The 15836-nt window shown below is 67.7% G+C and carries 12 protein-coding genes; 4 read left to right on the top strand and 8 right to left on the bottom strand.

Features of this window, described 5'->3' with window-relative positions:
• The first annotated feature begins 30 nt into the window (after positions 1-30).
• Positions 31-735 carry a class I SAM-dependent methyltransferase gene (locus tag FHW12_RS12900; RefSeq protein WP_182531443.1) on the top strand — a complete coding sequence of 235 codons (705 nt, stop codon included), beginning with the start codon at positions 31-33 and terminating at the stop codon, positions 733-735.
• On the top strand, positions 720-1694 hold the full coding sequence (locus FHW12_RS12895; protein ID WP_182531442.1) for a hypothetical protein: 975 nt from the start codon (positions 720-722) through the stop codon (positions 1692-1694). The genes FHW12_RS12900 and FHW12_RS12895 overlap by 16 nt, the downstream gene beginning before the upstream one ends.
• Here the strand turns inward: FHW12_RS12895 and FHW12_RS12890 are convergent.
• The 6 genes from FHW12_RS12890 to tfpZ form a co-directional block, all read right to left on the bottom strand.
• Positions 1689-2630, bottom strand: coding sequence for a class I SAM-dependent methyltransferase (locus FHW12_RS12890; protein ID WP_182531441.1), 942 nt, complete (start codon positions 2628-2630; stop codon positions 1689-1691). The genes FHW12_RS12895 and FHW12_RS12890 overlap by 6 nt on opposite strands.
• The gene (locus tag FHW12_RS12885; protein ID WP_182531440.1) at positions 2627-3553 is read right to left on the bottom strand and encodes an NAD-dependent epimerase/dehydratase family protein; all 927 of its coding nucleotides are present in this window, start codon (positions 3551-3553) and stop codon (positions 2627-2629) included. Before FHW12_RS12885 ends, FHW12_RS12890 begins: the two co-directional genes overlap by 4 nt.
• The gene (locus FHW12_RS12880; RefSeq protein ID WP_310735245.1) at positions 3550-4647 is read right to left on the bottom strand and encodes a glycosyltransferase family 4 protein; all 1098 of its coding nucleotides are present in this window, start codon (positions 4645-4647) and stop codon (positions 3550-3552) included. Before FHW12_RS12880 ends, FHW12_RS12885 begins: the two co-directional genes overlap by 4 nt.
• Positions 4648-4716: 69 nt before the next feature.
• The gene (locus FHW12_RS12875) at positions 4717-6621 is read right to left on the bottom strand and encodes a hypothetical protein (RefSeq protein WP_182531439.1); all 1905 of its coding nucleotides are present in this window, start codon (positions 6619-6621) and stop codon (positions 4717-4719) included.
• A gap of 93 nt (positions 6622-6714) precedes the next feature.
• Entirely contained in the window at positions 6715-7158 is a 444-nt protein-coding gene (locus tag FHW12_RS12870; protein ID WP_182531438.1) for a pilin, read from the bottom strand.
• Between the two features lie 295 nt (positions 7159-7453).
• A complete protein-coding gene (gene tfpZ, locus FHW12_RS12865; protein WP_182531437.1) occupies positions 7454-8197 on the bottom strand; it encodes a TfpX/TfpZ family type IV pilin accessory protein in 744 nt (247 codons plus the stop codon).
• Between the two features lie 104 nt (positions 8198-8301).
• On the opposite strand from tfpZ, the gene FHW12_RS12860 reads away from it, so the two are divergent.
• On the top strand, positions 8302-11292 hold the full coding sequence (locus FHW12_RS12860; protein WP_182531436.1) for a fused MFS/spermidine synthase: 2991 nt from the start codon (positions 8302-8304) through the stop codon (positions 11290-11292).
• Positions 11293-11306: 14 nt separating this feature from the next.
• On the opposite strand, the gene FHW12_RS12855 is transcribed toward FHW12_RS12860, so the two are convergent.
• A complete protein-coding gene (locus tag FHW12_RS12855) occupies positions 11307-12728 on the bottom strand; it encodes a sigma-54-dependent transcriptional regulator (protein WP_182531435.1) in 1422 nt (473 codons plus the stop codon).
• 99 nt (positions 12729-12827) lie between these two features.
• Positions 12828-14459, bottom strand: coding sequence for an ATP-binding protein (locus FHW12_RS12850; RefSeq protein ID WP_182531434.1), 1632 nt, complete (start codon positions 14457-14459; stop codon positions 12828-12830).
• A 200-nt stretch (positions 14460-14659) separates the two neighbouring features.
• Here FHW12_RS12850 and sucC point away from each other — a divergent pair, with 200 nt between their 5' ends.
• On the top strand, positions 14660-15826 hold the full coding sequence (sucC, locus tag FHW12_RS12845; protein ID WP_182531433.1) for an ADP-forming succinate--CoA ligase subunit beta: 1167 nt from the start codon (positions 14660-14662) through the stop codon (positions 15824-15826).
• Positions 15827-15836 lie beyond the last annotated feature (10 nt).

Raw genomic sequence — 15836 nt, 5'->3', positions numbered from 1 at the left:
CAACCCGATTTCTCGACGATGTACGAGTCGATGCACTCGCTCGACGAGCGCCGCCGCAAGGCGTCGACCATGGTCGCGATACTCGGCGAGGCGCTCGGTCCCCGCCTCGCCCGCGCGGACGCGCTCAACCTCGGTTGCTCGACGGGGATCATCGACGAGTACATCGCTCCGCACGTTCGCACGATGACGGGTGTCGACATCGACGAGCCGGCGATCGCGCTGGCGACGTCGCGCGTGGCCGCTCCCAACCTGCGATTCCAGCTCGGCGACGCGATGGACCTTGCGTCCGCCGACGAGACATTCGACGTCGTCATCTGCTCTCAGGTCTACGAACACGTGCCTGATGCACGGCGCATGATGGCGGAGATCCGGCGCGTACTCCGACCGGGCGGGGTGTGTTATTTCGCGGCGACGAATCGCTGGGCGATCATCGAGAAGCACCATCGGCTGCCGTTTCTTTCCTGGCTGCCCGCGCGTGCGGCGGACCGTTACATCCGGTGGGCACGCAAGGGCGACGCCTACTACGAGCGCCACCTCGGGTATGGGCCGCTGCTCGACCTCGTTTCCGCGTTCCGCAGGGAGGACTACACAGGCAAGGTGTTGTCCAATCCCGAGCGTTACGGGGCCGGCTACCTGTTCCCTACGCGGTTCGCGCACTTCGCCGCCCGGTCCATGTACGGCCTCCTGCGCAGGATGTTCCCCGGATACATCTGGCTGTTGTGGAAAGAGACCTGAGCCGCGGCGCGCCGGGCGGCGAACCCCCGGCGCCAGCCCGTTCGCGCACGTGGCGCGTCGTCGCGGCGATCCTCACCTTGCTGGCGATCGCCTGGGCCGCGCGCCTGGTCGCGCAGGCGCTGCCCGACATCGCCGCGCACTACGACCAAATCGATCCTCTCCGCCTGCTCTTCGCCCTGCTGCTCGCGGTCGTCGCTTCCTGGTTCACGTTCCTTGCTTTCGCGAGGCTGCTGCCGGCGCTCCGCGTCGAGGGATACCGCCTGCGCGAACTCGCGCACCTGTATTTCACCGCGCAGCTGTTCAAGCATCTTCCGGGGCGGATCTGGGGGATCGGCTACCAATGGATGGCGGGCGGAAGAACGGCGTCGCTCGGCAGCTGGGTCCAGGCGAACGTGCTGCACACCTTGCTCGCGACCTATTTCGCGTTGTGGAGTTCGACGATCGCGATCGCCTCCTTCATCCGTCCGCTCGCCGGCGGCGCCGCCTTCCTCGTCGGCGCGCTTGGCTGCGCCCTGCTGTGGAGTGCTCCGCGGCTGCTCATGGCGTTGCCGTGGATCGGCCCGCGAGCGAGGCGTCGTTTCGGTGACGATTCGCTACCTGTTTCGGCCATCCTGCCGCCGGAGGACAAGCTGCACATCCTGCTGCTGTTCGCCGTGAGCTGGCTCGCCTGCTATGCGAGCTGGTACGTCAACGGAATGGCGTACGCGCCGCTCGGTGGCGCAGGCGGCGTGCGCATGTGTGCCTACTACATGGTGGCCTGGTTCGTCGGCTACGTCTCGCTGCTGACGCCGTCCGGGCTGGGCGTGCGCGAACTCGTGTTCGCCTGGCTCGCGCAGGATTTTCCGAACGACGCTATCGTGTTGATGGCGGTAGTTGGTCGCGTCAGCCTGCTGTTCGTCGATCTGGTGCTCGGCTTGCTGTTCGCCCCCTTCGCACCTCGCAAACGCGCAGGTTCATGACGCGCCCACGGTGGGGACCGTGCAGCGGAAGAACAGGTGCGACGGCGCAAGCCGCATGCCGATCCAGGGGACGACCGCGAGCGCCGGGACGAATGCCTTGATCGGCCACTCGAGCCAGCGCAACCCCGCGGGCGCCTTGCGCAGTCTGCGCCCGACGAGTGCGCCGAGCTTGGCGACGATCTGTGCGTAGGGAAGGGCTCCGGTCAGGCGGACCTCGACGTCGATGAAGCCGGCGCGCTCGAGCAGGCGAATCAGTGACACGCGCGAGAACCACAAGAAGTGGTGCGGAGGCAGGTCGCCGTCGCCGAGCCTGCGGTCGAACCGCGCGAGGAACCGGTCGCGATTGGGCACGCTGCCTGCGACGACGCCACCGGGCCGGCATAGGCGCCGTACCTGCGCGAGGAACTCGAGCGGCGCGTCCTGGTGCTCGAGCACCTCGAAGAACGTCACCAGGTCGAATCGTTCGCCGTCGACCCGGCGCGCGTCCTCGTAGGCATCGAGCGTCGACACCGCCACGTTCGAGAGCCGGAACTTGTCCCGCGCGACGGCGACGCTCTTCTCGTCCAGGTCGATGCCATGGGGTTCGTAGCCGACCTGCGAGAGCCGGTGCAGCACGGCGCCGTCGCCGCAGCCGATGTCGAGCGCGCGGCCGCGTCCCGGCGGCAACGCCGCGAACAGTGGCTCGGCCCAGCGCGGGAACGGCCGCTTGCCGGAATGGTAGTCGACGTAGGCCTCGAAGCCCTCGCCCTCGTACACGGTCGGATCGGCCTGCAACGGCCACCAGAACTGCAGGTCGCAGTCGGGGCATTGCTGCAACGTGTAGGTGCGCTGGTTGTGCCCCGCGCGATGAACATGCGCGGGAACCTGCGCGCGAGCCTTCGCTGCGCATCCCGCGCAGATAGTCTCGGTGGCGTCGCTGTCTGGAATCTGACTCATTGTGCCCGCAACCATTGCCAGGTGGTGGCCACGCCGGCTTCCAGCGACGTCGTGGACGTCCAGCCGCAGCGTTGCCGGATCGCTCGCGTGTCGAGCACGATACGCTGTACGTCGATGCCGCGTGCGGCTTCGTGGCGGACGGACAGCGGCCGGCCGCTGACGCGTTCGATGATCGCCACGAGGTCGTTGAGGCTGTGGCCGACGCCGGCGCCGACGTTGAACGTGCCGACCAGCGCGTCGTCCGCGACGAAGCACTCCATCGCCGAAACGACGTCGTCGATGTAGACGAAATCACGCACGATGGATCCGTCCCCCCAGATGCCCATCGTCGTGCCGTCGAGCGCGTGCTGCAGCATCGTGCGGATGACGCCGAACCCCTGATAGCGCGGCTGTCCGGGACCATAGACGTTCGACGGACGAAGGATCACGAGCGGATTGCCGTGTCGTTGCTGGAAGCAGCGCAGGAAGGTTTCGGCGGCCACCTTGCCCGCGCCGTAGAACGACAGTGGCTTGAGCTCCGACGATTCGTCCGCCGAGCCGCCGCCGGGATCGCCGTATACCGTTCCGCCGGAAGAAACGTAGACGAGGCGAACGCGTGGATGGGCGATCAGTTCGCCGAGCAGGCCGAGCGTCGGCGCGATGTTGAGGTCGGCTTCGAGCGAAGGCGTGGCGGCGGACAAGCCGGGCGTCGTCGCCGAAGCGAGATGGACGACCGTCCCCATGCGCGGCAGCAATCGCCTCAGCAGCTCGGTATTTTCGATTCCGCCGCCGTGGACGGTGCAGCCCTCGGCGATCTCCAGCGCCGTACCCCGTGTGAGCACATGGACGTCGTAGCCGCGTGCTCCCAGTCGCGCACAGAGAGCGCGGCCCATGAAGCCGGCGCCCCCGAGCAACAGGACGCTCCTGGCGGTGGTGTCAGTCACGAGGCGACGAGCTCCCGGTGGATGTCCGCATAGCGTGCCGCGCAATCGTCCCACGTGCCAACCCCGGCCCTGACGAACTCGCGCGCACGCTCGCCGATCTCGCGGCCGCGCGTGTCGTCCTCGAGCGCGTCGAGCGCCGCGGCGAAGTCGTCGGTGCCGCCGCACAACCAGCCGGTCGAGCCGTGACGAATCAGGTCCTCGTGCGCCGGGATGCGCGACGCGACGATCGGCAGCGTCGCCGCCATGGCTTCGAGCATGACCTGCGGCAGGCCCTCCGCGTGCACGCTGAGCGTGACCAGTCCCCGCGCGGTCGGGAACCAGTCGTTGCACAGCACATCGGGGCTCGCCGCGCCGTGGTAATGCACCCAGTCGGGAACCACCATCGACTGTTGCATGGGGCCGAACAGATGCAGTTCGCGATTCGCCCCGGCGAAGGCGGCTTCGCCCCACGAGAAGAGGTTGCCGATCTTGCCGGCGGTGAGCCGGGAGACGCACAGCCATCGGGACGGCGTCACCGGAGCACGCTCGACCTCGTACCAGCGAGGATCGATTCCGAACGGGACATGGCGCACGCGTGCAAGATCACCGAACAGGCGCTCCAGTCGCGGCACCATCCAGGCCGCGTTCGGGCAGATGAAGACGCGCCGCCCGCGAAACACGCGACGAAGCAGCGCCTCCATGCCGGGCAGGCGCAGCAGGGCGAGGTCCGTGCCGAGCACCGTGACCAGCAGCGGGGTCGCATTGCAGGGCAGCACGAGCGCATTCTGCAGCCAGTTGACGTGCAGGACGTCAATGTCGCGCTCTCTCTGGTACAGAGAACGCAGCATCCGCAGCAGCTGCAGTGGCGTGCCGAGGCCGCGCGCGCCACGCATCCTCATCAGGTGAGCGATCCCACCCGCTTGCATCAGCTGGGCGAGCCAGCGGCGTTCGTCGGGCGTCGCCGCGTAAGTCGCGTCGGCGGGCATCTCGCCCGGTGGGGACCACAGGCGCAGTCGGATATCCCGGCGACGTGCGAGCGCATCGGCGACGTGGCGGATGAACAGTCCGCGCCAGTCGCCGAGGTCGGCCGGGTAGGACGTGCTGACCATCAGCACGCGCAAGGGTGATTCGTTCACGACCGATACCGTACGCGTGCGGACTCGCGGCGTGGCGGGCGCTGCCGTTCAATCATGGATCTGCTTCTGCAGGGCATCGATTTCCTCGCGATGGCTGTCGAGCCGGTCGATGTCGCGCGCCTTCGCAAGGTGCTCCGCCGCCAGGTGCATGTCGCCGACGGCGATTGCGATCTTGGCGAGGTTCAGCTCGAAATAGGCGTTGCGCGGATCGGTCGTCGCCGCCAGCTCGGTGAGCCGGATGCCTTCCGCATGGTCGCCTTCGACGTTGAATCGATAGGCGCCGTAGTCGTTGTACATCATCGCGCGGACCTGCGGGCGCCAGCGCGGATTCGCGAGGGCCGCTTCGAACAGCTTCGCCACGTCGGCCGGTGAGAGCGCGAGCGTACCTTCGGAAGCGGTGACCAGCATGTCGAGGAACGGATTGGCTTGCTCGTTCGATTCAGCGCGGCGCAGGCGTTCGGCGAGGTCGCCGATCTCCTCGGGCGGGGTTGGCGTGCTCTTGCCGCGCAGCAGGATCTGCGACACGCGGGGGAACACCTGGCGCGGATCGAGGTCCGCAGCCCTGCGCATGAATTCCATGGCCTGGGGCACGACCGCATCGAATGCACCGCGGCGGGCGCCGTCGGCGGCCACGGCGCGACCGGCTTCGTACTGCGAGCGCGAGGACGCCGGATGATGCGCGACGTCGGCGAGCGCGAGCGTCAGTGCGCTGCGCCAGTCGTAGGCTCTCGCCGTCGTCGCAATGCCGAGCAGGGCGAGCACGCCGAACGCCGCCGCGCGCGCGGTGGTCGGGCGCATCGCGAGCATCGGCGCCAACAGGCAGGTCGCGGCCAGCAGCGGGCCTGCCATCGGCAGGTAGTTGCGGTGTTCGAACACGAGTTCGAGAGGGAAGATCGTCGACTCGAGCGAATGGCCGACGAGGAACCAGGCCACGCCCAACGCGAGCGCGGGTACGCTGCGCCGCCAGCGCCATGCGGCGGCGGCGAGCGCGACGAGGAAGGCGATCGCGATCGCGGTGGTGACGGGGGCGAAAAGGCCGGCCGACACGGCGATGTCGTCGTGGTACATGCCCATGAACGACGGCAGCGGCACGAAGATCCACGACAGGTACTCGCACAAGACGCGCGCCTCCGAGAGCAGGCGCGTGTACAGCGTGAATCCGTTGCGCGCGTAGGCGAGCGACTCCGGATGCAGCACCAGGTATCCTGCGTAGGCGACGAGCGGCAGCGCGACGCTGAGCCAGAAGAAGGCGCGCAGGCGCCGGCCTCCGCCGCCCGGGGTTTCGAAGCGGAAGCACGACCACTCGACCGCCAGGGCGTACATCGCGACGAGCGCGCCGTTCTCCTTGCAGAACACGGCAAGCAAGCCGAAGACGCACAGCCCCGACAGCGCCACCAGCAAGCCGCGCTCGCCGCGCAGCATGCGCGTTCGCCCTTCCGCGTAGCTGTACAGCCCGAGCAGGACGAACAACGTCGCCAGGAGGTTCATGCGCTGCACGACGTAGAGCACGCTGCTCACGTGGAGCGGGTGCAGCAGCCAGATTCCGGCGGCCACGAGGGCGACGGTGCGCGGATCGACCGCACGTCCCGCGGGCAGCAGGCGCGGCGCGATGCGACGGAACAATCCGTACAGCAGCAAGCCATTGAAGAGGTGGATGACGACGTTCACGAGCTTGAACGCGAACGGGCTCATGCCGAACCAGTACACGTTGGCGCCGAACGAAAGCATGCTGATCGGCCGGCGCAGTTGCCCCGAGCCGGTGAGGAAGGCGACGGCGAACCAGTCCGGCCTGCCGTCCTTGACGGCCTGGAGGGCCGGGTTCGCGACGATGTTCGGGAAGTCGTCGAACAGGAAGTCGCCGCCGAGTCCGCGCGCGTACGCGAGCACGCAGGCGATGCCGAGCGCGGCGAGGGCCGCGCCGATGCCTAGATGGCGAGATCCGATGGTGCTCATCGATCAGGGGGCTCCGCGTGCGTTCGTGGATGATAGCCGCAAAAAAAAAGACGCCGCCCGAAGGCGGCGTCCATACACGTCTTGCAGTACCGATTAACGGCAGAGCGACGGCACGTACTTGACCGGGATCGTCGTACCGGCGGCCTTGTTGCAGGTCCACTCGAGCACGTCGGTGTTGCCCGCGGCCGGCGCCGGATGCAGCGCATAGACCGCGCCCGCCGCGCCGTACAGATCGGCTGCACCACCCTGCGTCGTCACCCAGATGTCGCCCGGGTTCGGCATCGTCGTCGAAGCGATGTACTTGGTCGTGTTGTTGTTGCAGCCCGCGCTCGAGATGTTCGGCGGCAGGTGGCCCTGACCCTCGTAGAACTCGACGACCGAGTTCTTGCACGCGTCGCCGGCGACGAACACTTCGCTGAGCTTGGCGCGGACCATGTAGTCCTGGTAAGCCGGCAGCGCGATCGCGGCCAGGATCGCGATGATCGCGACGACGATCATCAATTCGATCAGGGTGAAGCCCTTCTGGATCTTGTTCATGGTGTTTCCTCTGCATGGGTAGAACGGTTTGCCCCTAGAGCCGCCAACCTAGCCAGGCGGGCCCGCTTCCGCGATCGCTTCATCGTCCGGCGATCGACGGCTCGCAGGGTAGGTGATAGCAGCTTCCGTGCCAAGCTTCGGAACTGTCCACTGGCGCACGCTTCGTTTTTTTCCAAATCCACCAATGAGAACGTGTTCTCAGACGGCTCCGGATCATCGCGCGCGGAATGTCAGCTTGTGACAATTTTCGATCCGGCTTGTCGTTCTGCATCGACGCTGCACGCAGGACATTCCCTCACCATGGATCCACGGGCAGTGCATCGAGCGGCGCGCCGCTTCGGCGATCGAGCAGCATCGTGAGGCTCGCGCGCCGGGCCTCGAGCGGCAGCCAGACCACGTCCGTTTCCTCGCGTTGCCGCGCAGCGAGCCACGACGTCACGACGGAGGCCGCTTCCGGATGTCGACGCGTCAATTCCGCGAGTGGCTTCGCCTTCTGCAGCAACGCCGCGACGACCTGCGCGTAGTCGACGTAGTACTGCGGCAGCACGTCGATGTCCGGTCCGCCAGGTCCTCGCAGCATGAGTCGATTCCGTTCCTGCGCGTCCGTGGGCGGCAGCGCGCCGACGATGCGCGGGCCGGTCCAGGGCGCCGAGCGGAACTCCGCGTTCGTGGCCTTCGCGTACGCGTCGCCGTCGATGTCGTTTGCGGCGACGAGCGAGAAGCGGTCGACATTGCCGACGACGAAGGCTGGGCGAGCGCGCACGACCACCGACGTGCCGTAGAGGAACGCACAGGCCTGCGCGAGCGCGATCACGACGAGGTCGAAGCGCATGCCCGGCTTGCCGGAACGGAACACGATGAGCGTCAGCAGTGGGCCGAGCACCACGTCGACGCCGAGCAGCAACAGCACGAGCCGATCGGCACCGGCTGCATGGCTGTACGGGCGCGGGTACCAGACGCCGAATATCACGGCCGCTGCAATGAGGCCGAGGAGTGCACTGATTGAAAGGTGGATCGTCGCAGCCTTGAAGCGGGTCATGCGGCACCTTTGCGAGCGGAGCAAGAAATATACGCCGGACGAGGAGCGCCGCCTATACGCGGATCGCGGTGCACGGTTAGCATGCGGCGTGTCGAGGAGGGGACATGCACTCATCCAGTTCGCGTGCGGCGAATATCGCGCTGCTCGGTCTCTTTGCGGTCTCCGGGTTCGCGGGATTGCTGTACGAAACCATCTGGGCCCAGTACCTGGGCCTGTTCCTCGGCCACGCCGCCTACGCGCAATCGTTCGTCCTCATTCTCTTCATGGGCGGGATGGCGCTGGGAGCCTGGCTGGTGAGTCGGCGCAGCGAGCTGCTGGCCCGGCCCCTGGTCGCCTACGCTGCCGCGGAACTGATCGTCGGCGTGCTCGGCATCGCGTTCGACCCGATCTACCACGGCGTCACCGGGTTCGCGTATTCCCGTGTTTTCCCGCTCGTCGGATCCGGATACCTGCTCGACGCGAGTCGCTACGCGATTTGCGCGGCGCTGATCGGGCCGCAGTGCGTCCTGCTCGGCACGACCTTCCCGTTGATGAGCGCCGGTTACCTGCGGCGCACACCTGTCGAGGGCGGCCAAGTGCTGGCCGGACTCTACTTCTCCAACAGCTTCGGTGCAGCGATCGGTGCATTGGCGGCGACGTTCGCCTTGCTTCCGGCCGTCGGATTGCCCGGCACCGTCATGACCGGCGGCATGCTGAGCATCGTCGTCGCCGTCCTCGTGTGGCCGCTGGCGAAGCAGCCGACCGCTGCCGTGGCTTCGGCGCGAAACGAAGCCGCAGGCGGCCTCCTGCCAGGGTTCATCCTGTTGGCCGCCGCGATCACCGGTGCGACGTCCTTCGTGTACGAACTCACGTGGGTGCGCATGCTCGCCCAGGCGCTCGGCAGTACGCTGCATGCGTTCGAGCTCATGCTCGCGGCATTCATCAGCGGTATCGCGTTCGGTGGCCTCTGGTTGCGTCGACGCGCCGATCGTCTGCCGGATGCGTTGCTCGCCGCCGGATGGGCCCAGGTGCTCATGGGCCTTGCCGCGCTCGGCTCGCTGTTCGTCTATGCGCGCTCGTTCGACTGGATCGCGGCCCTCGTGAACGGTCTCGCACGCAACGACGAAGGCTACGCGTTCTTCAACGTCGCCTCCGGCGCGATCTCCCTCGCGGTGATGTTTCCCGCCGCCTTCTTCGCCGGCATGACGTTGCCGTTGCTGACGCTCGCGTTGCTTCGTCGCGGATCGGGCGAACGCGCGATCGGCCGTGCCTACGCGGCCAACACGTTGGGTGCGATCGTCGGCGTGCTGCTGACCCTTCACGTGCTGATGCCTTCGCTCGGCGTGCGTCTCGCGCTCTGGCTCGCGGCGCTCGTCGATCTCGCACTCGGCCTGTACCTGATCGCACGGAGCGGGGGTGCCGCGATGCGAGTGCGCGCGCGCGCGCTCGTCGTCGGCGGCGTGGTCTCGGCCGCACTGGCGGTCGCCGCCGTCGCGTGGACACGCGTGGATCCGCTGACGCTCGCTTCGTCGGTGTACCGTAGCGGTCGGCCGCGCCTGCCGGACGGCACCGACATGCTGTACTACGCGGACGGCAAGACCGCCACGGTGGCGCTCTTCCAGTATCCAGGGCCGAGCAAGATCCGTTCGATCGCGACGAACGGCAAGCCGGATGCCTCCATCGCAACCGACCCGGCTGCACGGCCCGCGCTGGACGAGTACACGATGGCGTTCCTTGCCGCACTCCCGCTGGCCTACCGGCCGCAAATCGAGGATGCGGCGGTCATCGGATTCGGTTCCGGCATGACCGTGCACACCCTGCTCGGCAGCGACACGTTGCGCAGCGTCGATGTCGTCGAGATCGAGCCCGAGATGGTGGCGGCCGCACGCGGCTTCGGTCCGCGGGTCGGACGTGCATTCGCGGATCCGCGCGTGCGCGTCGCGTACGACGACGCGAAGGCTTACATGGCAGGTTCGTCGAAGCGCTATGACGTCATCGTGTCGGAGCCCTCCAATCCTTGGGTGAACGGCGTCGCGACGCTCTTTTCGGACGAGTTCTACGCGTTCGTGCCGCGCCATCTCAACCGTGACGGCATCTTCGTGCAGTGGGTGCAGCTGTACGAGATCACGCCGGAGCTGGTCGCTTCGATATTGAAGGCGATGCTCCCGCACTTCCACGACGTTAAGGCCTACACCACCAACTCGTCCGACATGCTGCTCGTCGCCAGCGCGGACGGCGATCTCCCCGGGTTGAGCGACATCGGCGGTGCTTCGGCGCAGCTGCGTTCCGAACTGCAGCGCATGTCGGTGCATGGCCCCGACGACTGGAGGCGGTTCGCTCTGCTCGACCGGCGAGGTCTCGAGGCTCTGGCGCGAATGGCGCCGACCCCGACCAACTCGGACATGTTTCCCTACGTACAGCTGCACGCGCCCAAGGCGCGCTTCACGCACACCACGGCGAGCGACATCATCGGGCTGCAGGGAGGCGTCTGGCCGCTCGCGGAGGTCGCGATGGCGTTGCCGCAGCCGAGTGGAAACGCGAGTGCCAATGCCGGATTGCTCGCCGGGGACATCGGGCGCCAGCAGGCGCTGGACATCAAGGCGACGCTGCTGTCGGGGCAGCCGGTCGGATCGGCCGACCCGGACATGATGCGGCAGGTCGTGACGATGCGTTCGCTGGCGAGGGGCTGCGCGACGGATCTCGCGGCGGACGTCTGGATCGAAGCGAGCGCCGCCGTCGCGGGTGCGACGATTTCCCATCTCGACGCCGAAGAACTGAAAGGCGTCTGGATCCAACCGGCATGGCTCGCGAGCTGCCCCTCCAAGGATCCGCGTGTCGCTCGCGTCCTTGCGTACTACGCGGCATTGAGCGCGAGGGACTGGCCCGAAACCGCGCGAATCGGCAGCGAATTGTTCGATGGTGGGCTGGACACGGTTCCGTCGTTCAAGGCCTTCGCACTCGGAGCGACCGATCTCGCCAACTTCGCTCTGGGTCGCTACGGGGCGATGGCCGACCTGGAGCGCGCCCATGGCGGGGACGTGAAGCAATACGCGTTCGAGCGACGCTGGCTGGCGGCGCTGTCGTTCGTCTCGAACGCGCGCGCGCGCGTGCCTTGATCGGGCCGGGACAGCTACTCGATGCCAAGCTTTTCCAGCCGGTAGCGCAACTGGCGCAGGGTGAGGCCGAGCTGCTTGGCCGCGGCGGTGCGGTTCCAGCGCGTCGCTTCGAGCGCCTTCATGATCGCCGCGCGCTCGGTCTCGGCGACGGCGGCGGCGAGGTCGCTCGGGAAGCCTTCGTCCTCGGGCGGTTCGGCCGCGTACGCGGGCGGCCGCGGCTCGGCGTACGCGCCCGCGGTCGGTGTCGGCGTGTTCGCCCACGCTTCGGCGGCGACGCTGGCCGCGCGTTCACCGGCGGCGAGGCGCAGGTCGCCGATGCCGATGCTGTTGTTCTCGCACAGCGCGACCGCGCGTTCGAGCACGTTCTCGAGTTCGCGCACGTTGCCCGGGAAGTCGTACGAGAGCAGCGCCTTGAGGGCCTCGGGTTCGAGCCGCGCGGGCGCGGTGCCGTTGTCCTTGCCGAGGCGTTCGAGCACGCGACCGGCGAGCTTGGGAATGTCCTCGCGCCGGTCGCGCAGCGGCGGCACCTTCAGTTCGATCACGTTGATGCGGTAGAACAGGTCCTGGCGGAACGAGCCGAGTTCGACCAGGCGCGCGAGGTTCTTGTGCGTGGCCGAGAGGATGCGCACGTCGACGCCGACCTCGGCGCGCGCGCCGATCGGGCGCACGGCCTTCTCCTGGATCACGCGCAGCAGTTTCACCTGCATGTGCATCGGCAGCTCGGCGACCTCGTCGAGGAACAGAGTGCCGCCCTGCGCCGCGTGGAACAGGCCGTCCTTGTCGGTCTGCGCGCCGGTGAAGCTGCCGCGCTTGTGGCCGAAGAATTCGCTCTCCATGAGTTCCGACGGGATCGCGCCGCAGTTGACCGGCACGAATGGCGCGGTCGAGCGCGGGCCGAGTTCGTGGATGAGCCGCGCGACGAGTTCCTTGCCGGTGCCCGACTCGCCGGCGATGTAGACAGGGGCCTGGCTGCGCGCGACCTTGGCGATCGTCGCGCGCAGTTCGTTCATCGGCGCGGAGTCGCCGATCAGCTTGCTGCCGCTGTTCGACTGCTCGGCGCGCTTTTCCTCGGACAGCTTGAGTGCCGTCTGCACGAGGCGGCGCAGCACGCTGATGTCGACCGGCTTGGAGACGAAGTCGAATGCCCCGGCCTTGAGCGCGTCGACGGCCGCGTCGACGTTGCCGTACGCGGTGATCATCGCGATCGGCGTCTCGGGGTACTGAGCGGCGACGAGCGCGATGATCTCCTGGCCCGAGCCGTCCGGCAGGCGCATGTCGGTGAAGCACAGCGCGTAGCGGCGCTCGGTCAGCCGCTGCCTCGCCTCGGCGACGGTCGCCGCGGTTTCCACGATGAGATCCATGCGGCCGAGGGTGAGCGTCAGCAGCTCGCGGATGTCGCGTTCGTCGTCGATGACCAGTGCGTAGTGCTTGCTCATGCCGTCGGAATCGGTCGCGTCAGGTCAGGGAGACAGCGCAGAGGGTAAATCGCGCGGCAGTCCAAGGCAAAGCCCGCCGGTTTGTGCTAAGGGCGGCCTTCAGGCCGATTGTGGCGCAATGCGCGAAGCGAGCAGCGCCCCGGCAGGCGTCAATGTAATGCGGAAACAGGCGCCACCGCCTGCCACCGGGACGTATTCGAGCGAGGCCTGGCTCGCCTCGCTCATCTGCTTGGCCAGGTACAGGCCGAGGCCCGTGCCGTATTCATGGGTGGTGTAGAACGGCTCGAAGATCTGCGCGGCGACCTTCGGCGGGATGCCCGGTCCACGGTCGATGACCTCCAGCAGCGGTGGTCCCTTGTCGACCGCGAGCCGCGCGACCACGCTCACGCGTGCGGGCTGGTTCGGCTGGCGGCCGTAGCGCAGTGCGTTCTGCACGAGGTTCCACACGACCTGCTGCAGGTGCTGCGGGTCGACCATCGCCTCGAGCGTGCGGTTGTGGGTGACCGCGCGCAGCTGGTCCTGGCCGAGGTCGTTCGACTGCTTGTAGTCCTCGACGAAGGCGAGCACCCAGGCGTTGAGGTCGATCGTCTCCGGCCGCGAGCGCTCGCGCCGCGACAGCTGCAGGATGTTCTCGACGACGTCGTTGGCGCGCGTGCAGTGGTTGTTGATGATGTCGACGAGGCGCTTGTCCTCGGCGTTGAGCTCGGGCGACTCGGCGAGCAGCTGCGCCGAATAGCGGATCGCGGCGAGGGGGTTGCGGATCTCGTGCGCGATCGACGCCGACAGGCGGCCGAGCGAGGACAGGGTGAGTTCCTCGGCGCGCCGCGACAGCAGCGAGGTGTCGTCGAGGAAGATCAGCACGTTGGTGTCGTCGTTCGGCGCGAGGCGCGTGAAGCGCGGGATCACCTCCGGCACGTCGTGCGCGAGCGCGACCGCGGTCTGCTCGCTCTTGCCGGTGTGGCGCCAGTGGTACAGCCGGCGCGACAGTTCCGGCGCGGCGGAGCCGAGTTCGCGCTGGTTCGGCGGCGGGTTGCCGATCAGGTGCCAGGCCGACTCGTTGATGCGCAGGATGTGGTTGGCGCGGTCGACCAGCAGCACGCCGGTCTTCATGCGCTGGATGATGAGGTCGTTGATCTGCTCGAGGTTGAGCAGGTCGACGCCGCGCCGCGCGGCGAGGTCCTCCGCCGCGCGCATGTGCCCGCCGAGATAGCGCAGCAGCGCGGCGACGATGAAATAGGCGACGACGACGGCGGCCGTCTCGAGGCTGTTGTTCTCGCGCCCCGGCCCGCTAAGGAGTTCATAGGCGTACGGCACCGCGACGCCGAGCGCCGCGGCGGTGGCGAACACGTAGGCGCGGTGGGGCAGCAGCAACGCGGCGATGCCGACGTTGACGAGCAGCATCATCGGCACGAGGCTGTGGCCGGTGAGCGCGATCAGCACCAGCGAGGCGGCGACGATGTCGATCAGCAACGAGGTGCTGATCGTGCCGCCGAGCCGGGAGCGCAGGCGCTCCGTGCCGATCAGCAGGGCGATCGCGACGACGAGGTAGGTCGACGAGGCGATCTGGCCGAGCAGCGGGCGCGACACGTGCACCCAGTCGACCGCGAACGGGCTGAACACGAGGCCGACGTAGACCACGGCTTCGAGGCAGCGGTACAGGTTGAAGAAATACAGTTCGCGCCGGGTGATGTCGCCCGGTGAGGCCGTCGTGTCCAGCAATTGGGTACCCATGCTCACGGCTCCGTTGCGCCAGTATAGCCTGCGGGTTCGCCCGGAGCGTCCGCGGCACCCCCTGATTCTTTGCTTTCGCGGTCCCCATCCCCGAGAATAGGCGACCCGTTTTTCGGTCGGCTTCGCGTCGACGCTCCCCGGATTGCGCTGCCGCGGTGGATTCGCGCCGCGCGCGTGCGTCCCTTCGCACAAGGTGTCTCATGAATTTCCACGAATACCAAGCCAAGGAACTGTTCGCCGAGTACGGCATCCCGGTGCCGCCGGGCAAGGTCGCCTCGACGCCGGAGCAGGCGGTCGAAGCCGCCCGTGCACTCGGCGGCGAGCAATGGATGGTCAAGGCGCAGATCCACGCGGGTGGCCGCGGCAAGGCCGGCGGCGTGAAGTTCTGCCGCTCGCTCGACGACGTGAAGGCCGCCGCCGCGGGCATGCTCGGCCGGCGCATGGAGACCTACCAGTCGGGCGGCCGCGCGCTGCCGGTGAACCTGGTCCTGGTCACCGACGCGACCGACATCGCCAAGGAGCTGTACCTGTCGATCCTCGTCGACCGCGGCAGCAAGACCGTGTCGTTCATCGCCTCCGCACAGGGCGGCGTGGACATCGAGCAGGTCGCGCGCGACACGCCCGAGGACATCCACACGATCGAGGTCGACTTCGTCGAAGGCCTGCAGCCGTACCAGTGCCGCAAGCTCGGGTTCGACATGGGCCTGAACGCCAAGCAGGCGAACCAGCTGACCAAGATCATGCTCGGCCTGTACAAGCTGTTCAACGAGAAGGACCTCGCGCTGGTCGAGCTCAACCCGCTCGCGATCGTCGCGTCGGGCGACCTCATGGCCCTCGACGGCAAGGTCAACTCGGACGACAACGCCGAATTCCGCCATGCGAAGCTCGTCGCGATGCGCGACGAATCGCAGGAAGACCCGGCCGAGGCCGCGGCGATCAAGAACAACCTCAACTACGTCACGATGGACGGCAACATCGGCTGCATGGTCAACGGCGCCGGCCTCGCGATGGCGACGATGGACGTGATCAAGCTCGCCGGCGGCGAACCGGCGAACTTCCTCGACGTCGGCGGCGGCGCGACCAAGGAGCGCGTGACCGAGGCGTTCAAGCTGATCCTGTCCTCGGACAAGGTGCAGGCGATCCTCGTCAACATCTTCGGCGGCATCGTGCGTTGCGACCTCATCGCCGACGGCATCATCGCCGCGGTCAAGGAAGTCGGCCTGAAGATCCCCGTCGTCGTGCGCCTGCAGGGCACGAACGTCGAGAAGGGCCGCGAGCTGCTCGCCAATTCCGGCCTCGCGATCACGCCGGCCGACGATCTCAACGACGCCGCGCAGAAGGCGGTCGCCGCGGTGAAGGCCGCCTGAGCGAAGGACA

Origin of the sequence: Dokdonella fugitiva, from assembly GCF_014138265.1 — a bacterium.
GTDB lineage: Bacteria > Pseudomonadota > Gammaproteobacteria > Xanthomonadales > Rhodanobacteraceae > Dokdonella_A > Dokdonella_A fugitiva_A.
The sequence above is the reverse complement of the archived record's forward strand: the minus strand, read 5'-3'. Positions and strand labels throughout refer to the sequence as shown.